This is a genomic window from Spiribacter vilamensis, assembly GCF_004217415.1.
GTDB lineage: Bacteria > Pseudomonadota > Gammaproteobacteria > Nitrococcales > Nitrococcaceae > Spiribacter > Spiribacter vilamensis.
The window spans coordinates 112,545-136,854 of the sequence record NZ_SHLI01000001.1; the positions used below are offsets into that span (position 1 = coordinate 112,545).

Annotated in this window: 24 protein-coding genes and 1 other RNA gene; 21 read left to right on the plus strand and 4 right to left on the minus strand. The window is 65.3% G+C overall.

Going from position 1 to position 24,310, the window contains the following annotated elements; genetic code table 11:
* The first annotated feature begins 46 nt into the window (after positions 1 to 46).
* Both EV698_RS00650 and EV698_RS00655 read left to right on the plus strand, forming a co-directional pair.
* Positions 47 to 655 carry a glutathione S-transferase N-terminal domain-containing protein gene (locus tag EV698_RS00650; RefSeq protein ID WP_130503956.1) on the plus strand — a complete coding sequence of 203 codons (609 nt, stop codon included), beginning with the start codon at positions 47 to 49 and terminating at the stop codon, positions 653 to 655.
* Positions 652 to 1,068 (plus strand): ClpXP protease specificity-enhancing factor, encoded by a 417-nt coding sequence (locus EV698_RS00655; RefSeq protein WP_130502254.1) that lies wholly within the window; start codon positions 652 to 654, stop codon positions 1,066 to 1,068. Before EV698_RS00650 ends, EV698_RS00655 begins: the two co-directional genes overlap by 4 nt.
* A 20-nt stretch (positions 1,069 to 1,088) precedes the next feature.
* On the opposite strand, the gene EV698_RS00660 is transcribed toward EV698_RS00655, so the two are convergent.
* From EV698_RS00660 to EV698_RS00670, 3 genes are read right to left on the minus strand one after another with little or no spacing between them, the layout of a single operon-like run.
* Positions 1,089 to 1,676, minus strand: coding sequence for a phosphoheptose isomerase (locus EV698_RS00660; RefSeq protein ID WP_130502255.1), 588 nt, complete (start codon positions 1,674 to 1,676; stop codon positions 1,089 to 1,091).
* A gap of 28 nt (positions 1,677 to 1,704) precedes the next feature.
* Complete coding sequence (locus tag EV698_RS00665; protein WP_130502256.1) at positions 1,705 to 2,064, minus strand: YraN family protein; 360 nt, start codon at positions 2,062 to 2,064, stop codon at positions 1,705 to 1,707.
* Entirely contained in the window at positions 2,061 to 3,947 is a 1,887-nt protein-coding gene (locus tag EV698_RS00670; RefSeq protein WP_130502257.1) for a penicillin-binding protein activator, read from the minus strand. The genes EV698_RS00665 and EV698_RS00670 overlap by 4 nt, the downstream gene beginning before the upstream one ends.
* Positions 3,948 to 4,023: 76 nt before the next feature.
* On the opposite strand from EV698_RS00670, the gene rsmI reads away from it, so the two are divergent.
* From rsmI to lpxC, 19 genes are all read left to right on the plus strand, one after another.
* The gene (gene rsmI, locus EV698_RS00675; protein WP_130502258.1) at positions 4,024 to 4,890 is read left to right on the plus strand and encodes a 16S rRNA (cytidine(1402)-2'-O)-methyltransferase; all 867 of its coding nucleotides are present in this window, start codon (positions 4,024 to 4,026) and stop codon (positions 4,888 to 4,890) included.
* 29 nt (positions 4,891 to 4,919) lie between these two features.
* Positions 4,920 to 5,274, plus strand: an RNA gene (gene rnpB, locus EV698_RS00680) — RNase P RNA component class A.
* Between the two features lie 211 nt (positions 5,275 to 5,485).
* Complete coding sequence (mraZ, locus tag EV698_RS00685; RefSeq protein ID WP_130502259.1) at positions 5,486 to 5,938, plus strand: division/cell wall cluster transcriptional repressor MraZ; 453 nt, start codon at positions 5,486 to 5,488, stop codon at positions 5,936 to 5,938.
* Positions 5,939 to 5,950: 12 nt separating this feature from the next.
* A complete protein-coding gene (gene rsmH, locus EV698_RS00690) occupies positions 5,951 to 6,889 on the plus strand; it encodes a 16S rRNA (cytosine(1402)-N(4))-methyltransferase RsmH (protein WP_130502260.1) in 939 nt (312 codons plus the stop codon).
* Positions 6,886 to 7,176, plus strand: a complete 291-nt coding sequence (gene ftsL, locus EV698_RS00695; protein ID WP_130502261.1) for a cell division protein FtsL — start codon at positions 6,886 to 6,888, stop codon at positions 7,174 to 7,176. The genes rsmH and ftsL overlap by 4 nt, the downstream gene beginning before the upstream one ends.
* Positions 7,173 to 8,897 (plus strand): peptidoglycan D,D-transpeptidase FtsI family protein, encoded by a 1,725-nt coding sequence (locus EV698_RS00700; protein WP_130502262.1) that lies wholly within the window; start codon positions 7,173 to 7,175, stop codon positions 8,895 to 8,897. Before ftsL ends, EV698_RS00700 begins: the two co-directional genes overlap by 4 nt.
* Positions 8,894 to 10,387, plus strand: coding sequence for a UDP-N-acetylmuramoyl-L-alanyl-D-glutamate--2,6-diaminopimelate ligase (locus tag EV698_RS00705; RefSeq protein WP_130502263.1), 1,494 nt, complete (start codon positions 8,894 to 8,896; stop codon positions 10,385 to 10,387). Before EV698_RS00700 ends, EV698_RS00705 begins: the two co-directional genes overlap by 4 nt.
* Positions 10,387 to 11,748, plus strand: coding sequence for a UDP-N-acetylmuramoyl-tripeptide--D-alanyl-D-alanine ligase (locus EV698_RS00710; RefSeq protein WP_130502264.1), 1,362 nt, complete (start codon positions 10,387 to 10,389; stop codon positions 11,746 to 11,748). The genes EV698_RS00705 and EV698_RS00710 overlap by 1 nt, the downstream gene beginning before the upstream one ends.
* A complete protein-coding gene (gene mraY, locus EV698_RS00715; protein WP_130502265.1) occupies positions 11,739 to 12,821 on the plus strand; it encodes a phospho-N-acetylmuramoyl-pentapeptide-transferase in 1,083 nt (360 codons plus the stop codon). The genes EV698_RS00710 and mraY overlap by 10 nt, the downstream gene beginning before the upstream one ends.
* 14 nt (positions 12,822 to 12,835) lie before the next feature.
* Positions 12,836 to 14,179: a UDP-N-acetylmuramoyl-L-alanine--D-glutamate ligase gene (murD, locus tag EV698_RS00720; RefSeq protein ID WP_130502266.1), complete on the plus strand. Its 1,344-nt coding sequence runs from the start codon at positions 12,836 to 12,838 to the stop codon at positions 14,177 to 14,179.
* A complete protein-coding gene (ftsW, locus tag EV698_RS00725) occupies positions 14,172 to 15,371 on the plus strand; it encodes a putative lipid II flippase FtsW (protein WP_130502267.1) in 1,200 nt (399 codons plus the stop codon). The genes murD and ftsW overlap by 8 nt, the downstream gene beginning before the upstream one ends.
* Positions 15,368 to 16,441 (plus strand): undecaprenyldiphospho-muramoylpentapeptide beta-N-acetylglucosaminyltransferase, encoded by a 1,074-nt coding sequence (murG, locus tag EV698_RS00730; protein WP_130502268.1) that lies wholly within the window; start codon positions 15,368 to 15,370, stop codon positions 16,439 to 16,441. The genes ftsW and murG overlap by 4 nt, the downstream gene beginning before the upstream one ends.
* Complete coding sequence (gene murC, locus EV698_RS00735; RefSeq protein WP_239016158.1) at positions 16,438 to 17,868, plus strand: UDP-N-acetylmuramate--L-alanine ligase; 1,431 nt, start codon at positions 16,438 to 16,440, stop codon at positions 17,866 to 17,868. Before murG ends, murC begins: the two co-directional genes overlap by 4 nt.
* Positions 17,865 to 18,761 carry a UDP-N-acetylmuramate dehydrogenase gene (murB, locus tag EV698_RS00740; protein ID WP_130502269.1) on the plus strand — a complete coding sequence of 299 codons (897 nt, stop codon included), beginning with the start codon at positions 17,865 to 17,867 and terminating at the stop codon, positions 18,759 to 18,761. The genes murC and murB overlap by 4 nt, the downstream gene beginning before the upstream one ends.
* Complete coding sequence (locus EV698_RS00745; RefSeq protein ID WP_130502270.1) at positions 18,751 to 19,692, plus strand: D-alanine--D-alanine ligase; 942 nt, start codon at positions 18,751 to 18,753, stop codon at positions 19,690 to 19,692. Before murB ends, EV698_RS00745 begins: the two co-directional genes overlap by 11 nt.
* Complete coding sequence (locus tag EV698_RS00750) at positions 19,689 to 20,399, plus strand: cell division protein FtsQ/DivIB (protein WP_130502271.1); 711 nt, start codon at positions 19,689 to 19,691, stop codon at positions 20,397 to 20,399. Before EV698_RS00745 ends, EV698_RS00750 begins: the two co-directional genes overlap by 4 nt.
* A gap of 4 nt (positions 20,400 to 20,403) precedes the next feature.
* The gene (gene ftsA, locus EV698_RS00755) at positions 20,404 to 21,645 is read left to right on the plus strand and encodes a cell division protein FtsA (protein WP_130502272.1); all 1,242 of its coding nucleotides are present in this window, start codon (positions 20,404 to 20,406) and stop codon (positions 21,643 to 21,645) included.
* Between the two features lie 22 nt (positions 21,646 to 21,667).
* The gene (gene ftsZ / locus EV698_RS00760) at positions 21,668 to 22,840 is read left to right on the plus strand and encodes a cell division protein FtsZ (protein ID WP_130502273.1); all 1,173 of its coding nucleotides are present in this window, start codon (positions 21,668 to 21,670) and stop codon (positions 22,838 to 22,840) included.
* A 78-nt stretch (positions 22,841 to 22,918) separates the two neighbouring features.
* Positions 22,919 to 23,833: a UDP-3-O-acyl-N-acetylglucosamine deacetylase gene (gene lpxC, locus EV698_RS00765; RefSeq protein ID WP_130502274.1), complete on the plus strand. Its 915-nt coding sequence runs from the start codon at positions 22,919 to 22,921 to the stop codon at positions 23,831 to 23,833.
* Here lpxC and EV698_RS00770 read toward each other — a convergent pair.
* Complete coding sequence (locus EV698_RS00770) at positions 23,819 to 24,286, minus strand: DciA family protein (RefSeq protein WP_130502275.1); 468 nt, start codon at positions 24,284 to 24,286, stop codon at positions 23,819 to 23,821. The two genes, lpxC and EV698_RS00770, sit on opposite strands and share 15 nt — an antisense overlap.
* Positions 24,287 to 24,310 lie beyond the last annotated feature (24 nt).

A 24,310-nucleotide genomic window follows, 5' to 3' on the forward strand; every position in this document is an offset into this window, starting at 1 on the left:
GAGCCAGCGCACCCCATCGACGGCCCCGCTTAGCCAGCGGCCGTCCATCGGGCTCTACAGTGATCCGATCTCTGTGGACAGTCACCGGGTTCGGGTAGTCCTTGCGGAGAAAGGCATTGACGTCGAGGTCGTCGAGGTCGATCCGGAGGGGCATCAGCCGGAAGACCTGCCGCAGCTCAATCCCTACGCGGAAACGCCCACGCTTATCGACCGTGACCTTGCGCTGTACGACCCGCGGGTGATCTGCGAATATCTCGACGAAAGATTTCCGCATCCGCCGCTCATGCCGATTGATCCGGTCTCGCGGGCCAAGTCCAAGCTCGTGATTTCGCGGATTGAGCGTGACTGGTACACGCTTTTGCATCAGCTTGAGCAGCTCGGCCGTCGCGGCCGGCCGGCAATTCGCCGGCAGCTGGCGCAAAGCCTTGCGGCCAGTGCCGATGTTTTCGATACCGGTATGCGGTACTTCTTGAGCGACGACATCACGATGATGGATTGTGTGCTGGCGCCGATTCTGTGGCGGATCGAGTACTACGGGGTCGAGCTCCCCCCGGAGGCCGGAGCGGTCACCGCCTACGCCCGGCGACTGTTTGCGCGCGATTCGTTTATCGCCAGCCTCACCCACACGGAACAGGGAATGCGCAGCGCACCATGACGCCAAGCCGGCCTTACCTCATTCGCGGACTCTACGAATGGATCGTTGACAACGGTCTCACGCCGCATCTGCTCGTCAATGCCGAGGGCGCGGGGGTCGAGGCGCCGGTAGAGTATGCCGACGCCGGCCAGCTGGTCCTCAATGTCGCCCCGGCGGCCGTTCGCGGGCTGGATCTGGGTAACGACTGGGTCGGCTTCAGTGCCCGCTTTGGCGGGCGGCCGCGACAGGTCAGTGTCCCGGTTGCCGAGGTGTTGGCGATCTACGCCCGTGAAAACGGCCGGGGTATGCTTTTCACGCCCGAGGAGGGCGAAGACGATCCACCGCCGGATGGTGATGGCGGTGGCGGTGATACGCCGTCCGGTGGTCCGGCCGATGGTGGTAAGGGCGGCCCGGGACTGCGGGTCATCAAGTAGTCGGCCCGCGTATCGCGGCGTCAGCCGCCGAATAGCTGGTGGTCAATCAGGTCGCAGAGGCAGTGGATGATCAGCAGATGCACTTCCTGAATCCGCGCGGTTACCTCGGCGGGAACCCGGATCTCGACATCGTCGGGTCCGAGCTTCAGGGCCATCGGGCCGCCGTTACGCCCGCTGAGGGCCACGACCCGTGCGCCCCGGTCGTGGGCCGCTTCGATCGCGCGAATGATGTTGTCGCTCCCGCCACTTGTGCTGATGGCCAGCACGACGTCACCCGGTAAAGCCAGGGCACGGATCTGGCGCGCGAAAATCTCATTGAAATCGTAGTCGTTGGCGATTGATGTCAACGTCGAGCTGTCGGTGGTCAGTGCGATCGCTGGCAAGCCCGGGCGTTCCATCTCGAAGCGATTGAGCAACTCCGATGAAAAGTGCTGTGCATCGCCGGCTGACCCACCGTTGCCGCAGCTGAGAATACGTCCCTCCCGCTGCAGGCAGTCCACCATTGCCCGGCCCGCCTGCTCGATAAAGGACGGGATCTGATCAAGGGCGCTCTGCTTGGTCTGAATGCTTGCGTGGAATTGTTGTGCAATGCGCTCGCTGGCCGTCATCGCCTTCCCCTGTTCCTGTAGTGTTTGTTTACTCGTCGGCATGGAATGCATCGCGGATCCATTCCACTTGATGGCTACCGGGTGTAACGGCGATGACATCGAAGCGGGTCATCGGCTCGTTTCGCTGACGCTGAAGCCAGGCCTTCGCAGCCGCAATCAGGCGGCGTTTTTTCGCACTGGTGATGCTATCGATGCCGTCTCCGAACCGGCTCGGTGTGCGGGCCCGGACCTCGACGAAGACGATTTCGCCGCTGTCTTCCATGATCAGATCGATCTCGCCGCGGCGAATACGGAAATTACGCGCCCTGAGCCGCAGGCCCTCACGCTGTAAATAGCGCAGTGCATCCTCTTCGGCGGCAGCACCCTTGTCCTGCGATGTCTGGCTCATGGCACGAATGCGTCGACTGCTTCGCCGTCGGTGGGGGCCAGGCGTTCCAGGCCGCCGGAGCGCACGCGCACCGGCTGCAGAGCCCGCTCGACCTGTCCCTCGGTGTTGATGGATAGTCGACCGGTGACACCGGGCATTGTCAGCCGGGGATCCCGGGTTAACGCGTCGATCCCTGAAAGCAGTCGATAGCTGTCGACCCCCAGCCCTTCCAGGCGAACGGGTGGCTCGCCGGAACGGACGGCCTCCAGCTGTCGGCGGGCGTCGGCGGCAATCGCCGATGTCGGATCATCCAGCAGCCAGGGCATGCGGGCGAAGATCAGGCCACTAAGGTCGCGGTTGGCGCCGATCTCGGGCTGTTCGGGGAAGCTGTCGCTGATGCCGAAAACCGGCAGGTCGATGCCTCGATGGAAGCGCAGTTGAGGCACTACCAGGCGGGCATCGCGCTCGAACGCTGCAACGAAAATACCATCGGTGTCACGGCGACGCCGCGCCTCGAAACCATAACGCCTGCCGGTGAGGGATTCGAGGCGATCACGTCTGTCTTCGCTGTCGTCAATCAGCAGCAGTGCTTTAATAGGGTAGCTGAGATCGTCCTGATCCGGTGGGTAGGTCTGTCGCCCGACGATCTCCCCACCCGCCGCTGTCAGTGCCGTCTCGAACGCGCTGGCGACGCGCTGCCCCCAATCGTCGTCGCGATGGATGATCAGCAGGCGTTCATGGCCTAGCTGCCGGGCGAGTGACGCGGTTGCGACGGCATCGTTCTCGGGGGCAAGTCCGAATTGCTGGAAACCGGATCCGGTGCCATCGCTCTCGATTCGATTGAGTGCGATCACCGGAATGCGGAGATCGGTAGAGGCAATCAGGTCGCGAACGGCCGACTTCCGCAATGGCCCGATGATTCGGCCCGCCCCGGCGGCGATTGCCTCGCGGTAGGCGCTGATCACGTCCATACCGTTGGCACCGACATCGAAAAAGGCGAGTGCCGGTCGATCGGCATCATCGGCGTAATACGCCGCGAGCAGACCGTCGCGAACGGCCTGTCCGGCGTCTGCCAGGTCGCCGCTTAGCGGCAGCAGGACGGCGACGCGACGGGGCGGTGAGAGATCCGCACGTTGCATGGCGAAGATACGTTCGAGTGTCGCTGCGCTCACGTCGGAGGTCGACGGGCTGCGCTTCCAGTCATCGATAAAGGATCGGGTCGCCGCGGGATCGAGTGCGTGTTCGCGTACGCCGACCGCAAGCTTCAGCCAGCGATCCGCAATGACGCTGGTCGCTGAATCAATGGCGGCTTCGAGCTCGGCCATCGGCATTGTGTAAAGTGCCTGCCATAGTCGGGCCTCGGTGATACGGCGCTGTTCGGGGGCCAGTGCCTCGCGATCGAGTGATTGCCAGGCATTGATGGCACCGATCGGATCCCCGCGGCCCGCCCGGGCGGCAACGAGGGCTTGTAGCCGGTAGGGCTCCATGCGCCGCGACAGGGGGGCTGTCAGGGTTTCCAGCCGCTCGATGATGGCTTCGTCGGTGAGGGTGTCGTCGAGTCGCGTGCGAATGAGTGTCGCGACGGCCTGGTTGTCGGCCGTCGCCGTGACGTCGTCCACGTCGAGAATCGCCCTCGCCAGCGTGGGGTCGTCCAGTGTCAGCGCCAGTCGCGCCGCCTCGAGGCGGAGACCGGTGGATGTCGGCTCGCGGAAGTTTCTGGCAGCCATTCGCAGCAGGGTGACGGCACTGGCGGGATCTCCCAGCGCAAGCGCTGCCTCGGCATCGTCGATATGGGGGCCATCGACTGTCTCGAGCGGCTGCGCGTCGCGACTCGGCAGGGATGAACAACCACTGACCAGGAGCCCGATGATCAGCAGCAGGGTCGGAAGACGCGGGATGGACACGGAGAGGCCTCGCGGTGGTCTTTCGGGCCGGTTAGGATAGCGCAACGCATTAAAGTATCGATTCCGGGGATTAACCGTGTCAAACCGCACTGGACAACTCCATGTTGTAGCGACACCGATCGGCAATCTGGGGGATATCAGTGCCCGCGCCTGTGAAATCCTTGCCAGTGTGGATCATATCGCCGCCGAGGATACCCGCCATAGCCGCCAGCTTTTGCAGCGACTGGGGATCAAGGGGGCGCTGGTCAGCCTGCATGAACATAACGAGACGGAGCGCATCGAGCGGGTCCTCGGCTGGCTTGACGCCGGGGAGTCGGTGGCGCTGATCAGTGATGCCGGGACGCCTTTGATCAGTGATCCCGGCTACCGGCTGGTCCGGGCGCTGCATGCGGCTGGTTACCCGGTCCTGGCGGTTCCCGGTCCATCCAGTGTCATCGCGGCTCTCTCGATCGCCGGGCTGCCCACCGATCGATTCTTCTACGAGGGGTTCCTGCCCCCGCGGGCCGGTCCGCGGCGTCGGCGGCTGGAGGCCCTCGCCAGTGCCGGGCATACACTGGTGTTTCTGGAGGCGGGGCGACGTGTGCTGGCCACGCTCGAGGTGATGGTCGATGTCTTTGGCGGCGAGCGTGAGTCGGCCGTCTGTCGTGAGCTGACCAAGCGGTTCGAGACCACTCGTACCGACTCCCTGTCGAACCTGCTGGAGTGGGTGCAGGCGGATAGCGACCAGGTGCGCGGCGAATTCGTGCTGGTGGTCGGTCCTCCGCCACAAGCCCCGTCACCGGAAGCCGTATCGATCCCGGCGGCTGAAGAACTGGTGCGCATGCTTCGTCGGGAGGGGCTGGGCGCCAGGTCCACGGCGCGGGTCGTTGCCCGGCTGACCGGGGAGTCCACCAACAATCTGTATCGGCAGGCGACCGAAGAAGACCGCGACACAAAAGAGTAATGGCTTACAGAGTGGTACAATCCACATCGGAAGTCGGCCGGGCAATCGCGGCGTCGAATGACGTCGAGGAAAGTCCGGGCTCCAAAGGGCAGGGTGCCAGGTAACGCCTGGGCGGCGTGAGCCGACGGAAAGTGCCGCAGAGAGTAGACCGCCGATGGCCGTGCACGCACGGCACAGGCAAGGGTGAAAAGGCGCGGTAAGAGCGCACCGCGCGCATGGCAACATGTCGCGGCAAGGTAAACCCCACCCGGAGCAAGACCGAATAGGGGAGTGCAAGCACGGCCCGTGCGAACTCCCGGGTAGGTCGCTCGAGTTGTGCGGTGACGCGCATCCCAGATGAATGATTGCCCTCGACAGAACCCGGCTTACAGGCCGGCTTCCACCTTTCCTTTCTGGCGTCTTCGCAGGCGTCCTCTACACCTTCCGAGCAGATAAAAACCATTCATCTTCTGATGGGTTTTTCTAACTACTTGTTTTTGCTGAGAAAACCAATTATCTGTCAGCTTGACGGGGCATAGTGGTCTGTCTACAGTGTGTCCATAAGTGGGAAAAAGTGGTAGGAAATGGAAGCCACGGGTCGCTTAAGGGGAAAATTTTGTTTCGTGGTGTCACCCAGATCAATCTCGATGCAAAGGGCCGCATTGCCTTTCCGAGCCGCTATCGGGATCGGCTGGCAACCCTTTGCGACGGGAATCTGATTGTCACCGTCGACCGCGATCATTGCCTCCTCATCTATCCGCTCCCGGAATGGGAAGACATTGAACGAAAGCTGGTTCGTCTACCCAGCCTGAATCCGACCGCTCGACGCCTGCAGCGGCTCCTGATTGGGCACGCGACCGAGTGCCAGCTGGATGGCAACGGACGGATCCTCTTGCCCGGGCCGTTGCGCGCCTTCGCCGGGCTCGACAAGCGGGTCGTGCTGATTGGTCAAGGCAACAAGTTCGAGCTCTGGGATGAGGACACATGGAATCGTCGCCGCGATGAGTGGCTCGCTGAAGGAACCGATGCCGAGGAGCTGCCCGATGATCTGCAATCCCTGTCGCTTTAGCGAGGCTGCGCCGTGAACGAGCTCCGGGAGCATCGTGCGGTGATGAGAGATGAGGCGGTTGCTGCGCTCGCTCCCCGCGCCGATGGTGTGTTTGTCGATGCGACATATGGTCGCGGTGGTCACGCCGCCGCACTGCTGTCTCTGCTAGGCGATAACGCCCGTCTATGGTTGGTCGATCGCGATCCACAGGCGGTCGCCTGGGCCCGTGAGCGTCACGGCGATGACTGTCGTTGCCGGATTGTCCAGGCCAATTTCGCCGACCTCGGCGCCCATCTGCGTGCGGCCGGCCTGGCCGGCCAGGTAACCGGCATTCTTCTTGACCTGGGGGTCTCGTCACCGCAACTCGACGAGGCCGAGCGGGGATTCAGCTTTCTCCGTGACGGGCCGCTGGACATGCGTATGGACAATGGCGAGGGCGAGACCGCCGCGCAGTGGCTCGAGCGCGTCGACACCGCCACGCTTGTTCATGTGCTCAAGGAGTACGGCGAAGAGCGTTATGCGCGACGGATCGCGGCGGCGATTGTTCGGGCGCGCGATGGCTCGGCGTTGCCACGGACAACCACCGGACTGGCAAGCCTGATCGCTGCCGCCGTGCCGCGGCCGGAGCCGGGACGCCATCCGGCGACGCGCAGCTTTCAGGCGATTCGCATTCATCTCAACGACGAACTCGGTTCGTTGAGCGCGCTGCTGGAGGATGTCATCGACCTGCTGGCACCCCAGGGGCGGCTGGTCGTGATCAGTTTCCATTCGCTGGAAGACCGGCGCGTGAAACGGTTCATGACCCGTAACAGCCAGGTTGGCGAGCTACCGCCCGGGGCTGGAATCGTGCCCCCGGAAAAGCGCCCCAGTCTAAGGCGCGTGGGCCGTGCCCATCGGCCCGACGACGACGAAGTCCGCATCAATCCTCGTGCGCGGAGCGCCACGATGCGCGTTGCGGAGCGACTGCCATGAAAAAGCCGGTGCTGACACTGTTCATGCTTTTCATTACCGCCGTTGTCTCCGCCATTGCGGTGGTGGAGGTCAGGCACCAGGCGCGAAGTCTGTTTGGCAGCCTCGAAACGCTGTATGACGAGCGTGACGAGCTCAATACCGCCTGGCGTCAGCTGCAGCTCGAGCAGGGGGCGCTCGCCATGCAGTCGCGTGTGGAGCGAATTGCGCGCAATGACATCGACATGCGCACGATCGATTCAGAGAACACGACACTGATTCGTCTCGACCGCCGGAGGGTGCGGCAATGAGCCGGCGCAAGACCCGACTCCGGACTCCACCGGCCTGGCGTCGTGTCGTCGTGCTCGTGTTGCTGCTCGGGTTACCGGCGCTGCTCCTGGCCCGCGCCGTATCGCTGCAGTTGTTCGAGGGACAGTTCCTGCAAGGGCAGGGCGATCAGCGCCACCTGCGAGTGGAGTCGCTGCCGGCGCATCGCGGTACCATTCACGATCGGCAGGGTGAGCCGCTGGCGATCAGCGCCCCGGTTGATTCGGTCTGGTCTGATCCGGGGGTCACCGTGGACAGGGCCTCGGCGTCTGAACTCCGGTCACTGGCCCGGGCGCTGGATCTCGACTCGGAGCAACTCCGGGCTGATCTGGCGAATCGTCAGTCGCGCGAGTTCTTCTATCTCCAGCGCCATGTGGCTCCGGACGTCGCCGACGCAGTGATGGCGCTCGATGTTCCCGGTATTGCGCTACAGCGCGAATACCGACGCTTCTACCCTACTGGTGAGGTAACCGGTCACGTTCTTGGTTTCACCAATATCGATGACCGGGGGCAGGAAGGGATTGAGCGCGCCTACGATAACTGGCTTTCCGGCGAGCCCGGTAAAAAGCGGGTTCTGCGGGATCGCCATGGCCGCACCATCGAGGATGTGGAGCGGCTTACCGAGCCGGACCCCGGCCGCGACCTGGCGCTCACGCTGGATAAGCGTCTGCAGTACGTGGCCTACCGCGAGTTGACCTCGGCGGTGGAGCGCCATGACGCGGTCAGTGGTTCCGTCGTGCTCCTTGACGCGGACAGTGGCGATATCCTGGCGATGGCCAACCGGCCGTCATTCAATCCCAATCGTCGCTCGGAGCTGACCGGTGATCGGTACCGCAATCGCGCCGTGACCGACAGCTACGAACCGGGATCGGTCATGAAGCCGTTCACGATACTGGCGGCATTGCGTAGCGGTCGTTACGAGCCGCAAACCCCGATCGACACCGCGCCGGGCGTCATGCAGGTCGGCCGACACAGCGTTCGCGACGTGCGTGACTTCGGTGAGTTGACCGTAACCGGGGTGTTGCGCAAATCAAGCAATGTCGGTGCGGCGCAGATCGCCCTGTCGCTTGACGAGGGGCGCGTCTGGAAGACGCTCAACGAGCTGGGTATCGGTTCACCAACGGGCCTCGGATTTCCCGGAGACTCCGCCGGTTCGCTCTCCGCCATGCCGTCACGGCGGCCGGTCGAGCGCGCGACGCTGGCATTTGGCTATGGAGTGTCGGTGACCAGCCTGCATCTTGCCCGCGCCTATGCGGCGATCGCGTCCGGGGGTGAGTTGCCGACACCGGCATTGATCGCCGAGGGTCGTCGGTCGCCGCCCGAGCGGGTCATGACCGCGGAGCGCGCGCGGCAGCTTCGCGAGATGCTCACCACCGTGACAGAACCGGGCGGAACCGCGACCCAGGCGGCCATACCCGGTTACCGGGTTGCTGGTAAGACCGGTACCAGCCGCAAGGCGGTGGCGGGCGGCTATGCCGATGACCGCTATATCTCCACCTTTGCGGGGATGGCGCCGGCGACGGATCCACGCTTCGTCGCCGTGGTCACCATCAACGAGCCGCGCGGCGAGGATTACTATGCCGGACCGGTCGCCGGACCGGTATTCCGAGCGGTAATGAGCGACGCGCTGCGCCTCTATAACGTCATGCCCGATACCCCGGTTGATGAAGCCGGCATGACGGTTGCCGGCGGAGACCCGTCATGACCCGCCCCTGGTATGCAGAATCGCTGCTCGCCCCGTGGCTGGTGGACTCCCGCCTGAGCGGTGTGCCTGTCCGCAGCATCGCGCTTGACTCGCGGGATGTCTCGGCAGAGGGGCTGTTTCTCGCCGTTGCCGGTCATCGTGCGCACGGGCTCGATTTTCTCGATCAGGCGCTCGACGCCGGCGCTGTCGTCGTGCTCTACGAGCCCGATCCGACCCGGCATGATCAGGCAATCTTCGATCAATGCCAGCAAGCCGGAGCGATCGCGATTCCGCGAGCGGGGCTGGGGGCAATGGTGAGTGGCATTGCCGGACGTTTCTACGACGAGCCGTCGCGGACCCTGCGCGTTGTCGCGGTGACGGGTACCGATGGCAAGACCTCGGTGGCTCATTACATTGCACAGCTCGTGGAGGCGCTCCACGGTGCGGCGGCCGTCATGGGGACAGTGGGCTGGGGGCGTCCGGGCGATCTGGCCGAGTCGACCCACACCACGGCGGACGCGGTGGCCGTACAGGCACGCCTCGCCGAGCTGCGCGATGCGGGTATGAAGACTGTGGTCATGGAGGTTTCCTCGCACGCCCTGGCGCAGCACCGGGTGGATGCGGTGGCCTTTGACACGGCCGTGCTTACCCATGTGGGCCGGGATCATCTTGACTATCACGGCAGTGCCGAAGCGTATGGTGCCGCCAAGCGTCGGCTTTTCGCCTGGCCGACACTGCGCCATCAGATTCTCAATATCGATGATGCGGTAGGCCACGATCTGGCCGCTCGGCCGCTCTCCGATGCCGCCGTGGTGACCTACGCGCAGACGCAACCGGCGACATTGCGGCTGCATTCCTGTGAAAGCCGTCCCGAGGGAATCGACGTCGCGATCGACTATGCCGGTCAGCGCTATGCAGAGGCGCTGCCACTGATCGGCCGCTTCAATGCCATCAATGCCCTTGCGGCGCTGGGCGCGGTAATGGACGGCGGTAACGCCCAGGCCGCGATTGAAGCCATCGCCGGCCTGCAGCCGGTGCCCGGGCGGATGGAGCGCTTCGCCGCGGCGGGGGCGCCGCTGGTCGTTGTCGACTACGCGCACACCGCCGGTGCCCTCTCCGCTGCCCTGGAGGCCATCAGGCCCCATGTCACGGGACGGCTCTGGGTGGTTTTTGGCTGCGGAGGCGATCGTGATCCGGGTAAACGTCCGCTGATGGGAGCGGCGGCGGGCCGGCTCGCCGATGTGGTCATCCTCACCAGCGACAACCCGCGTACCGAATCGCCCGGGGCTATTATCGAGGCGGTGCGCATCGGCTGTGCCGAACCGGATAGCTGTCGGGTAATCGAGGATCGCGCCGCAGCCATCACCGCAGCCGTCAGTGAAGCGGGCCCAACGGATGGTGTGCTGATTGCCGGCAAGGGTCACGAGACGCGGCAATGGATCGGGACCACCTCGCACGCCTTCAGTGATCGCGAGATCGCCGCGGGCCTCCTGTCGCGGAGGGCCGGCTGATGGAGCCGATCAGACTGCGTTCGTTGACCACCGAATTCGGGGGCGAGTGCCGCGGCGCCGAGGTTTCCGTGACCGGGGTGGCGATCGATTCGCGTCAAGTGGCTCCCGGGGATCTTTTCATCGCCCTCGCGGGCGACCGGGTCGACGGCCACGACTATATCGACGCAGCGGCCAGTGCCGGCGCCGTTGCCGCGCTGGTGACGCGCTATACCGATTCGGAACTCCCGCAGTGGCGGGTCGACAACCCGCATCGAATTCTCATCGAACTCGCTTGCCGGGCGCGTTCAGCCAGTGGTGCCCGGGTGCTGGGTGTCACCGGCAGCAACGGCAAGACCACGGTCAAGGAGATGATCACGACAATCCTTGCGCGTTGTGGCACAACGCGATCCACCCGCGGCAACCTCAACAATGAGCTTGGCGTCCCGCTCACGCTTTGCGGGATCGAGCCCCGCGATGACTTCGCCGTTGTCGAGATGGGCTGTGGAAAGCCCGGCGACATTGGCTTGCTCGCGAGCTGGGCGCGGCCGCACATCGGCGTCGTCACCAATGCCGGCCCGGCCCACCTGACCGGGTTTGGGAGCGTTGCGGCCGTTGCGGACTGCAAGGGGGAGCTGTTCGAGGAGCTCCCGGCCCGGGGTTGGGCCATTATCAATGCCGACGATCCCCATGCGCCGGTCTGGGAACAGAAAGCGGCCCACTGCCATATCCAGCGCTTCAGCCTTGACGGTAATGCCGCCGAGGTTACCGGCATCGAGCGCGACGATGGCGGACTCGATATCCGGTTCGAGGATATGACGGTCACGGCCCGGTTGCCGCTGCCGGGACGACACAATCGGTCGAATGCGCTTGCCGCCGCGGCGGCGGCCCGAGCGGCGGGCGCCGACCCCGAGACGATCGTGGCGGGCCTGGCGGCCGTATCCACGATGGATGGCCGCCTGCAGCTTCGGGCCGGGATTCATGCGATGGAGATGGTGGATGACAGCTATAACGCTAATCCGGCATCCCTAGCGGCGGCGCTGGAGACGCTGACCGCGACGACCGCGCCGGTCTGGCTGGTGATGGGTGACATGGCCGAGCTTGGCGAGGAGGCGGCATCGCTCCACCGCCGGGCGGGCGAGTATGCGCGTGAGATCGGGGTTGAGCGGTTGTTTGCTACCGGCGAGCTGAGCGCCCACGCGGTTGAAGGATTCGGTGCGGGCGGAGACTGGTTTGCGAGCCGCAGCGCGTTGATCGAGGCCGTTACGGCAGCGGCGGTGCCGGGCGTCCGCGTGCTGGTCAAGGGATCGCGCTCGGCGGCGATGGACGAGGTTGCCGCGGCGCTGGCCGGTGACGAACCGGGGGAGGGCCGCTCATGCTCCTGATGCTGGCCGAGCAGCTGCAGTCCTTCTACAGCGCCTTCAACGTGTTCCAGTACCTGACTCTCCGGGCGATTCTCGGCACTCTGACCGCGCTGGGTATCGGGCTTCTGGTCGGGCCCTGGCTGATTCGCCGACTCGAGCGCCACCAGGTGGGCCAGAACGTGCGTAGCGAGGGTCCGGTCAGCCATTATTCCAAGGCGGGGACGCCCACCATGGGGGGCGCGCTGATGCTGGTGGGCATTGCGGTGGCGACACTGCTCTGGGGTGATCTGACCAATCGGTTTGTCTGGATGGTGCTGCTCACGACGCTCGCGTTCGGGGCAATCGGCGGTACCGACGACTGGCTGAAACTCACCCGCGGGAGCAGCGAGGGATTGCGGGCACGATCCAAGCTGCTGCTGCAGAGCATTGCCGCGATCATTGCCGGTGTCGCGCTGTTCGCCACCGCGACGGCACCCGCGCAGACAACGCTTATCCTGCCGTTCGTCAAAGAGATTGCCATCCCCCTGGGAGGCCTTCTCATCCCGCTGACCTGGCTGGTGGTCGTGGGCGCCTCCAACGCGGTCAATCTCACCGACGGACTGGACGGTCTGGCGATCATGCCGACCGTGCTGGTCGGTGGGGCGCTGGGGGTATTCGCCTATGTCAGCGGCAACGTTAATTTCGCCGATTACCTGGCGATACCGTATGTGGCCGGTGCGGGTGAGCTCACCGTATTTGTCGGCGCTCTGGTCGGTTCCGGGCTGGCGTTTCTCTGGTTCAATACCTATCCCGCGCAGGTCTTCATGGGCGATGTCGGGTCGCTGGCGATGGGAGCGGCGCTGGGCATGATCGCCATGGTCGTCCGCCAGGAGGTCGTGCTGTTCATCATGGGTGGCGTTTTCGTGGCCGAGACCCTGTCGGTAATGCTCCAGGTGCTCTGGTTCAAGCGCACCGGGCGGCGGATTTTCCGCATGGCGCCACTCCATCATCACTACGAGCTCAAGGGCTGGCCCGAGCCGCGCGTCATCGTTCGATTCTGGATTATCTCGGTCGTGCTCGTACTGATCGGCCTCGCGACGTTGAAGCTGCGATGACGGCGGAGGCGCTCATGGCAAACGCTACGCAATGGGATCGGGTGATCGTCGGACTCGGCGAATCGGGGCATGCGGCGGCCTGTCACCTGGCCGCGGCCGGCGAGCGGGTCGCCGTTCTCGATACCCGGCTGCGTCCACCGCGGGCCGATGATCTGCGGGCACGGTTCCCGGAGGTGCCGGTCATCACCGGCGATTTCGATGATCGTTTGCTGGCGAACGCCGCCGAGATTGTCCTCAGCCCCGGCGTCGATCCCCGTCATCCGGCGCTGGCGGCCGCCCGTCAACGTGGCCAGCCGATTATCGGCGAGATCGAGCTGTTTGCCCGCGCCGTGAGCGCGCCGGTGATAGGGATTACCGGCTCCAACGGCAAGACCACCGTCACCCGGATGGTTGCGGCAATGGCGGCCCAGGCCGGTGTCGATGTCGTCGCGGGGGGTAATCTGGGTCCGGCGGCACTGACCCTGCTTGAACAGCATCCCGACGCGGAATGTTTCGTTCTCGAGCTCTCCAGCTTCCAGCTCGAGACAACCCGGTCGCTACGGCCCCGGGTCGCCGCCGTTCTCAATATCAGCCCCGACCATCTCGACCGCTACGAGAATATGGCCGATTACGCGGCCGCCAAGGCCAGAGTGTTCACTGGCAGCGGCCATGCAGTGATCAATGCGGACGACCCCTGGGTTCGGACGATGGCAACAAGCGGTGCCGGGGTGAGCCGGTTCGCGGGCGAGAGCGATACCGAGGCGGACTGGCGGCCCGAGTACCGGAGCGGTGTGGAATGGCTGACCGGCGACGGCGAAGCGGTCCTGAGCCGCGATGAAATGCAGCTGCCGGGGCGGCACAACACGCTCAACGCGCTCGCGTCGCTGGCGATTGGTGACGCTTTCGGTCTCGATCGCGCGGCCATGCGTGAAGCGCTCAGGGCGTTTCGTCCCCTGCCGCACCGCACGGAATCACTGGGCTGGCACGGCGGGCGCCTGTGGATAAACGATTCGAAGGCAACCAACGTCGCCTCCGCCGTCGCGGCGGTAAGCGGGATGGATGTCCCGGTCGTGTTGCTGGCCGGTGGCGAGGCCAAGGGACAGCGCTTCGAGGCGCTGGCCGCAGCACTCGACAGCGTGGGCCGCGCCGCCGTGGTGTACGGACGTGATGCCGCGGCGATTGCCGACGCACTCGGCGATACCCTGACGGTGGAGGTCGTCGACGATCTCGATGCCGCAGTAATCGCCGCCCAGCGCCTGTCCCGGCGGGGTGATGCGGTGTTGCTGTCGCCAGCCTGCGCGAGCCTTGATCAGTTCCGCGACTACCGTGCACGTGGCGAGCATTTCCGCCGTCGGGTGGAGGCAATGGGCAATGGCTGAGCGTCTGTTACTCCCCGTGCTGGCCATGTTCGGACGCGATCGTGAAATGACCGGTGTCGATATCGATCGCCCGCTACTCGCCGCGATCCTCGCGCTTGCCGCGTTGGGGCTGGTGATGATGGCGTCGGCCTCGGTGGGCATCGCCGAGGAATCCAGTGGCACACCAACCTATTACCTGCTGCGCCAGCTGGTCTTTCTGGCGGTGGCGACGCTCGCCTTCGCAATCTGTCTGCGATTGCCGCTGGAGTGGCTCGCGGCGTCTGCGGCGCCGCTGCTGGTTATCTCGTTTTTCCTGCTGATCCTCGTGCTGGTGCCGGGCGTCGGGCAGGAGGTCAATGGCGCGACCCGCTGGATCCCGCTGGGTCCGGTGAACATGCAGGTGTCCGAGTTTGCCCGGCTTTTCCTGCTGATCTACTTCGCCGCGTTTCTCGAGCGACACGGGACGGTCCTGCGTGAGTCGGTTCGGCCGATGCTCCCGGTCGCCCTGATCATGGCTGTTGTCGGGGCCCTTTTGCTGGCGCAGCCCGACTTCGGCGCGCTCGGTGTCTTCTCGGCGACGCTCGGCGGCATCCTGTTCATCGCTGGTGTGCCGATGCTGATTTTCCTCGCACTGGTCGGAATAACCGGGCTTGCGGGGACCTTGCTGGTCCTGGCGGAACCCTACCGGCTGGAGCGAATTACCTCTTTCACTGATCCCTGGGCCGATCCATTCGCCAGCGGTTTCCAGCTCACCCAGTCCCTGATCGCGGTGGGCCGCGGGGAGTGGCTGGGCGTTGGCCTCGGCGACAGTGTCCAGAAGCTTTTCTACCTGCCCGAGGCGCACACCGATTTCCTGTTCGCCGTACTGGCCGAGGAGCTGGGCGTTATCGGAATGGCGGTGACCATTGGTCTGTACGCCTTTATCGTCTGGCGGGCCTGTCGGATCGGTGCCGCCAGTCTTCGCGGCGGGCGTCATTTTGGCGGCCTGCTCGCCTACGGCGTGGGGATCGCCTTCGGCCTGCAGGCCTTCGTCAATATGGGCGTCAACCTCGGGCTGCTGCCCACCAAGGGGCTGACACTGCCGCTGATGAGCTATGGCGGCAGCAGCCTCGTTGCATCCGCCCTGGGCCTCGGGCTGCTGATGCGTGCCGATCTGGAGTGCCGGCGCGCCGGACGGGCCGCGAGCCGGCGCGCGCGACGGAGGTCATCATGACGTCGCGGCCGGTACTGATTATTGCCGGTGGTACCGGAGGGCATGTCTTCCCGGCGCTGGCGGTTGCCGAGGTGCTCGTCCGGCAGTCAATTCCCGTGATCTGGGTTGGTACTCCCGCGGGGCTCGAGGCGCGGGTGGTGCCGGCGGCCGGCATCGAACTGGAGACCGTCACCGTGCGGGGGCTGCGGGGCAATGGGCTGACCGGCTGGCTCAAGGCGCCGTGGATGGTCGCCCGGGCACTGATCCAGACGCTTGCCGTGCTGCGTCGACATCGTCCGCGAGTGGTTCTGGGCATGGGCGGCTACGTAACCGGTCCGGGGGGGATCGCCGCCCGTCTGAAGCGCCTGCCTTTGATTATCCATGAACAGAATGCGATCGCCGGTCTGACCAACCGTATGTTGTCGCGGTTGGCCACGCAGGTTCTGACCGGGCTCGATGCAACCTTCCCGGCGGGCGGCCGGCCGACGTTTACCGGCAATCCGGTTCGCGCCGCGGTGACCGCCCTGGCGGAGGAAACACCGGGTCGGCCGTCGCAACACCCACGCCTTCTGGTGATCGGTGGCAGTCTCGGGGCGCGCACGCTCAACCGTGTCGTGCCGGCAGCCCTGGCCACGTTGCCGGCCGCCGAGCGCCCCGAGGTGGTGCATCAGGCGGGAGAGCGCAGCCTCGATATCGCTCGTGCGGCCTATGGCGAAGCGGCGGTCGAGGCCGATGTACAACCCTTTATCGACGATATGGCGACCGCTTACCGAGAGGCGGACCTGGTGGTCTGCCGGGCGGGGGCGCTGACGGTCTCGGAGCTGGCTGCCGTGGGACGAGCGGCTGTCTTTGTCCCCTTCCCCTATGCCGTTGACGATCACCAGACCGCCAACGCCCGTTTCCTCGTCAATGCCGGTGCGGCCCGAATGATTCCCGAGTCGGAGCTGACCACGGAGAGACTGGCGGCGGTTCTTCGGGAATTGCTCGCCGACCGTGACGAGCGCGAGGCCATGGCGAGGAATGCCCGGCAGCTGGGTCGGCCACGGGCTGCCGAGCAGGTAGCCGACATCTGTCTGGAGGCGGGGTCATGAGCACGATTATGCCTTCCCAGGCCGGTGGTCCGGGCGCCATGGGCCCGATCCATCGTCTGCATTTCGTGGGAATCGGTGGGGCCGGCATGGGCGGCATCGCCGAGGTTCTGCTCAATCTTGGCTACCCGGTGAGCGGATCCGATCTGCGCGAGAACGCGGTTGTCGATCATCTACGCGGACTGGGGGCGGATATCCACATCGGTCATCACGGTGAGCATGTCCGGGATGCGGACGCAGTGGTCATTTCCAGTGCGGTTACCGAGGACAATCCCGAGGTGGTGGCGGCACGGGCCGCGCGCGTGCCGGTGGTACCGCGTGCCGAGATGCTGGCAGAGCTGATGCGCTTTCGGTTCGGTATCGCGGTGGCAGGCACTCATGGCAAGACCACCACCACCAGCCTGGTTGCGAGCATTCTGGCGGAGGCCGATCTCGATCCCACCTTCGTCATCGGCGGCAGGCTGAACAGCGCCGCAAGCCATGCGCGCCTGGGTGCCGGTCGCTATCTGGTAGCCGAGGCGGACGAGAGTGACGCTTCGTTTCTCTACCTCAATCCGATGCTCGCGGTGGTCACCAATATCGATGCCGATCACCTCGATACCTACGGGGGCGATTTCGATCGGCTACGTGCGACGTTCGTCGAGTTTCTCCACCATCTGCCGTTCTACGGGCTGGCGGTGCTTTGCGACGAGGATGCCGAACTGCGTGCCCTGGCCGCCGAGCTGGGACGCCCGGCACGCACGTATGGCTTCTCCCCGGGCGCCGACCTTCAGGCGACGGAGGTCGTCGCCGACGCTGGTCGCAGTCACTTTACCGTCTGCGCCGCCGGCATGGATCCGCTGCCTGTCTCCCTGAATCTGCCCGGTCGTCACAACGTCCTCAACGCGCTTGGCGCCATCGCCGTGGCGCGTGCACTGGATGTGCCGGATGCCGCGATCCAGCGTGCGCTGAGCGGTTTTTCGGGGATTGGTCGCCGCTTCCAGCAGCTGGGTCGTCTTCCCGTGGGTAAGGGCAGTGCCCTCCTCATGGACGATTACGCCCATCACCCCCGCGAGATCGAGGCGGTCACCGAGGCACTGCGCAGCAACTGGCCCGATCGGCGCCTGGTAGTGGTTTTCCAGCCCCATCGCTTCAGTCGGACCCGGGACCTGTTCGATGACTTCGCACGGGTGCTTGGCGAGGTCGATCTACTGCTCGTGACCGAGGTCTACGGCGCGGGTGAGCCGGCGGTTACCGGTGCCGATGCCCGCAGCCTCTGCCGCGCGATCCGGTTGCGCGGCCAGGTGGACCCCGTGTTTGTCGGCAGCCTCGACGAGCTCGTCTCGATCCTGCCCGACATGCTGCGGCCGGAAGATGTCGTCATCACGCTGGGTGCCGGCAGCATTGGTACGGCGCTGCCGCGTCTCCTGGCCGGGGAGACTGCGTCATGACGGCGTTGCGTGGCCAGCTGACGACGTCGGTGCCGATGGCGCGCCACACCACCTGGCGAGTCGGCGGACCGGCGGAGCGTGTCTACGAACCCGCGGACAGCGGCGATCTGGCCGCTTTCCTGGCGAGTGACCAGGCCATCGAGCCGCTTTTCTGGCTGGGACTTGGCAGCAATCTGCTGATTCGCGATGGCGGCCTGCGGGGTACGGTTATCCGCCTGCATCGGGGGTTGTCATCCGTCACCGATCTGGGGGCGGGGCGGGTCCGTGCCGACGCCGGCGTGCCCTGCGCCAAGCTGGCGCGCTGGTGTGGCCGTCGCGGGTATGAGGGGGCGGCGTTTTTCGCCGGTATCCCGGGCACCATCGGTGGCGCGCTGGCAATGAATGCCGGTGCCTGGGGGGGCGATACCTGGTCGCAGGTGGAGTCCGTGGAAACCGTTAGTCGCAGTGGCCATGTCCGCGAGCGCGATCCCGCCGATTACGAGGTGAACTACCGCGAGGTTCGGGGCGTGGCCGATGAGTGGTTCACGGCGGCAACGTTCCGGTTCCAGCCCGGTGCTGACCCCGCCCAGCTCAAGGCGCGCGTCAGGGGGCTACTGCGCGAGCGCGCCGAGAAGCAGCCGACGGGTATCGCGAGCGGCGGGTCGGTATTTCGTAATCCACCGGGTGACCATGCAGCGCGGCTGATTGACGCGGCTGGACTGAAGGGGGCCTGCGAGGGCGGAGCTCGGGTGGCGGACAAGCACGCCAACTTTATCGTCCACGACGGTGATGCCTGCGCTGCCGATATCGAGTCGCTCATCGGCCGGATTCAGTCACGGGTGCAGGCCGTTCACGGCATCGCTCTGCAGACCGAGGTGCGCATCATCGGGGAGGCGGGTTCGCATGACGCATGATCATCCCCTCGATCACCGCGATCCGGGCCGCGTCGCCGTGCTCATGGGCGGTCGATCCGCCGAGCGGGAGATTTCTCTGGCGAGCGGCGCCGAGTGCCTGGCGGCATTGCATGCGCTGGGGGTTGATGCCGAGGCTTTCGATCCGGCGGAGCGGTTGGTGACGGAGCTCGTTGATTACGATCGCGCCTTTATCGCTCTGCACGGGCCGGGTGGCGAAGATGGCGTGATCCAGGGAGCGCTCGAGGCCATGGGGGTGCCCTATACCGGCAGCGGCGTGCTGGCGTCGGCATTGGGGATGGACAAATTGCGTACCAAGGGCGTCTGGCAGGCGATGGGACTGCCCACACCCGCCTTCCGCGTGCTGCGCGGCGATGACGACCCGAGCACCGTGATCGCGGCGCTGGGGCTGCCGCTGTTCGTGAAACCGCTGCGTGAAGGCTCGAGCATGGGCACGGCGCGAGTGGATCATGCCGCGGATCTGGCAACCGCCGCCGAGCAGGCGCGGGCCTTTGGTGACGCCGTGCTCGTCGAGCGCTGCATCGAGGGCCCCGAGTATACGGTCGCGCTACTCGACGGCCAGGTGTTGCCGGCGATTCGTATCGAAGTCGACGCGGCTTTCTACGACTACCGCGCCAAATACCAGTCCGACGCCACCCGCATGGTTCTTCCCTGCGGGCTGTCAGCGGCCGCCGAGGCGCAGATGGGTCAGCTCGCACAGCAGGCCTTCGCCGCGATTGATGCCAGCGGCTGGGGCCGCGTGGACCTCATGGCGGATGAGGCGGGTGCGTTATGGCTGCTCGAGGTCAACACCATCCCGGGGATGACCGACCACTCGCTCGTCCCTGCGGCCGCCGCGGCGCGCGGGATGGCGATGGACGAGCTCGTGGCCCGGATTCTGCTGACAAGCTGGAGGCGTGGTGAGGCGCAGTGAAAAGGGTTTCCGGGAAAACCGCCATGCTGCTGGTCGGTGTGGCGATGCTGATAGCCGTGGCCGGGGCTGCGTGGTACGCCCTCGACCGGGGGCTGGTGCGGCCGTTGCTGCCGCTCGAGCGGGTCGGCTTCGACGGCGAGCTTGCCCAGCTGCAGGAGACGGATCTGCGCAAGGTGCTTACGGGACATCTGACCGGTGGGCTACTGAGCGTGGATGTCGGGGCGATCCGTGGCGCGGTCGAGTCATTGCCCTGGGTGGCAACGGCGACCGTGCGGCGGGTCTGGCCCGACGCGCTACGGATTACTGTCGCCGCACACGAGCCGGTGGCGATCTGGGGGAGGGGGGCCCTGATTACCGCCGACGCGGAGGTGTTCCGGCCCAGCCCGCTGCCCGATCTGGCGCTGCCCGACCTGGCCGGACCGCCTGGCAGCGCGGCCCGTGTCCTCGAGCGCTACCAGGGGGTTATGACGCTGCTCGAGGCGGCCCCACTAGAGCTGGAGTCGCTTTCACTCAACGAGCGCCGCGCCTGGACACTGACACTTGCGGGGGGTGGCCGCCTGCATCTGGGTCGCACCTCGGTCAACGCCCGACTGGCGCGCTTCATTGCCGCCTGGGCGGAGATACCCGAGGCCGACACCCGAGAACTGGGGGTAGCCGATCTGCGCTACCCGGACGGATTTGCCCTGCGCTGGCAGGACGAGGATTGAAGGAATGACAAGGAAACAGGAACGCAACCTCCTGGTGGGCCTCGATATCGGCACATCCAAGGTCGTCGCGATCGTTGGCGAGATGCAGACCAGTGGTGACGTCGAGGTAATCGGCATTGGCTCGCACAGCTCGCGCGGGCTCAAGAAGGGCGTCGTGGTGAATATCGAATCCACGGTGCAATCGATCCAGCGTGCGGTGGAGGAGGCCGAGCTCATGGCGGGCTGCCAGATCCACTCCGTCTACGTCGGTATCGCCGGTAGCCACGTCCGTTCGCTCAACTCCCACGGCATTGTCGCGATCAAGGATCGTGAAGTGACCCGCAGCGATGTCGAGCGCGTTCTCGATGCTGCCCGGGCGGTCGCCATCCCGGCGGACCAGGAAATCCTCCATACCCTGCCGCAGGAATACATCATCGATAGCCAGGAGGGGGTGCGCGAGCCGATCGGCATGTCCGGCGTGCGCCTCGAGGCCAAGGTCCACATGGTCACCGGCGCGGTGAGCGCGGCACAGAACATCGTCAAATGCATCCGCCGCTGCGGGCTCGAGGTCGACGACGTGATCCTCGAGCAGCTCGCCTCGAGTCATGCGGTGCTCACCGAGGACGAAAAGGAACTCGGCGTCTGCCTGGTGGATATCGGCGGCGGGACGACCGACATCGCGGTGTTCACCGATGGCGCGATCCGCCATACCGCGGTGATTCCGATCGCCGGCGACCAGGTGACCAACGACATTGCGGTGGCGCTGCGTACCCCCACGCAGCACGCCGAGGACATCAAGATGCGTTACGCCTGTGCGCTTTCGCAGCTGGCGACCAGCGACGAGACCATCGAGGTGCCATCGGTGGGCGATCGGCCGCCGCGTCGGCTGTCACGCCAGACCCTGGCGGAGGTGGTCGAACCGCGCTACGAGGAGCTCATGACACTGATCCAGGCGGAGCTGCGGCGGAGCGGGTTCGAGGACCTGATCGCCGCCGGCGTGGTAATGACCGGTGGCAGCTCGAAGATGGAAGGCGCGGTGGATCTGGCCGAGGAGGTGTTCCACACCCCCGTGCGGCTGGGTCTGCCCCAGCACATGACCGGACTGACAGACGTCGTCCGCAATCCGATCTACTCCACGGGCGTGGGCCTGCTGCATGGCGGCTGGCAGCACCGTGATGAATCGCGTCCGGAACTCTCGGCCGGCGGAACCCAGGGGTTCACGGCGGTCTGGGGCCGGATGAAAGACTGGTTCAAGGGAAATTTCTGATTCACTGATGGAGGGTGAAGGGATGTTTGAATTAATGGATAGCTACAATCAAAACGCGGTGATCAAGGTCATCGGCGTCGGTGGAGGCGGCGGTAATGCCGTGCAGCATATGGTCTCCGCCGACGTCGAGGGCGTGGATTTCATCTGTGCCAACACCGATGCCCAGGCGCTGCGCAACAGCTCGGCGCGCACGACGCTGCAGCTCGGTCAGGGCATTACCAAGGGGCTGGGTGCCGGCGCTCACCCGCAGGTCGGACGTGAGGCGGCGGATAACGATCGCGAGCGTATTGCCGAGGTGCTCGAGGGGGCCGACATGGTGTTTATCACCGCCGGTATGGGCGGTGGTACGGGCACTGGCGCCGCGCCGGTCGTCGCACAGATCGCCCGCGAGATGGGTGTGCTTACCGTGGCCGTCGTAACCAAGCCGTTTCCGTTCGAGGGCAAGAAACGGATGACCGTTGCCGATGAGGGGATCCGCGAGCTCGAGCGCGAGGTGGATTCACTGATCACCATCCCCAACGAAAAGCTGCTCTCGGTGCTGGGCCAGGACCTGACGCTGCTCAATGCCTTCAAGTCGGCCAACGACGTATTGCTGGGCGCGGTGAAGGGCATCGCCGAGCTGATCACCCGACCCGGCCTGATCAACGTCGACTTTGCCGACGTGCGTACCGTGATGTCGGAGATGGGCATGGCGGTAATGGGATCCGGCGAATCGAGCGGTGAGGGGCGTGCCCGCGAGGCGGCCGAACGGGCCATCGCCTGCCCGCTGCTCGAGGATGCCAACATCGCTGGCGCCAACGGGGTGCTCGTTAATGTGACCGCAGGCCTGGATCTGTCCATCGGCGAGTTCGACGAGGTGGGCAGTGCGATCAAGGAGTTTGCCTCGGATGAGGCAACGGTGGTGGTCGGAACGGTAATCGACCCCGAACTCGAGGGGGAGATTCGGGTGACGGTGGTTGCCACCGGCCTGGCACCTGCACGACCGGCGGATGAGCCGGTAGCGGCACCAGCGGCGCGGTTGGTGCCCCGCAAGGCGGCGAGTGGTGATCCCGCCAGCGAGACGCCGGAGCGCCCCGCCGCCCGTCAGCGGACTGGCACGACCGGCAGCGGGGCAGCGGCCGGTAGCGGGGCAGCAGCCGGCAGCGACATGGAGTATCTCGATATTCCGGCATTCCTGAGGCGGCAGGCAGACTGATGTCTTCCGCGCCCGGAGAGCCCCGGTTTCTGCTACCCTACGTGGCTTAATAGCGCACATAAGCTCTGGATACGGCAAATGATTCGACAACGCACCCTTAAAAACAGCATCCGGGCAACCGGCGTCGGACTGCACACGGGCGAGAAGGTTTATCTCACGCTGCGGCCGGCGCCGGTGAACAGCGGCATTCGGTTCTGTCGGGTCGATCTTGATCCGGTTGTCGAGATCGCCGCGGATCCGGAGAACGTGGTCGATACGGTTCTGTCGACCTGTCTCGGCCGCGATGGTGTGCGTGTTGCCACGGTGGAGCACCTTCTCTCGGCGATGGCCGGGCTCGGCATCGATAATGCCTACATCGACCTGTCCGCGCCCGAGGTGCCCATCATGGACGGGAGTGCCGGGCCTTTCGTGTTCCTCATTCGCTCGGCCGGCACGCTGGAACAGGCGGCGCCGAAGCGATTCATCCGTATCACCCGGCCGCTGAGTATCGAGGACGCGGACGGCAAACGGGTGAGCTTTACGCCGTATAACGGTTTCAAGGTCAGCTATACCCTCGAGTTCGATCATCCGGTCTTCAAGTCCGGTGAGCGTACGGCGGAGGTGGATTTCTCCTCGACGTCTTTCGTCAAGGAGGTCAGTCGGGCACGCACGTTTGGTTTCATGCGCGATATCGAGTACCTACGGCAGAATAACCTCGCCCTCGGCGGGAGTCTCGACAATGCCATCGTGGTCGACGATTACCGGGTGTTGAACGAGGATGGGCTCCGTTATCAGAACGAGTTCGCCAAACACAAAATCCTTGATGCGATTGGCGATCTCTACCAGCTCAACCGCAGCGTGATCGGTGCGTTCCACGGGTACAAGTCCGGTCACGAACTCAACAACCGCCTGTTGCGCAAGCTGCTCGTCGAGCGCGATGCCTGGGAAGAGGTGACTTTCGAGGGCGAGGAAGTGGCGCCCATCACCTATGACCAGCCGCTACCCGTGGCCTGACGAGCGTTCGTGGCGGCGTGAGGCCAGTCGCCGAAGAGAGGTCGCGAGGCGGGCATCATCCATCCCCCGTGCGGCCGATTCCAGGTGTTCGGCCGCTTCGGCGCTGAGGACGACGCTGTCTCTGGGGGGTTTGGCCGGCGGCGGTGCCGCCAGCCGGATCTGAACCCTGGCAGGCTGGACGGCAATCAGCCGCGCGGCCGCTTCGAGCAGCGTTGACTGATTGGCCCGCAAGGGGGTTGCCCACACCGAACTCTCGGCGGTGATAACCAGCGCCTCCGCAGACAGCGACGCAACCTGCCAGTGGCCGTGCAGACGCGGCGGCAGGGATTCGTTGAGTGTGCGCGTTGCCTTTTCGAGCAATGCCGTCTGTCGCCGTATCGCGGCGATATCATTGGTGGACCGGCGCAGGATGCCCTGTAGACGACCGGGTCCGCCCCCCTTGCGTTCGCTCATCGGCGACTCCTGATTTTCCCTCGT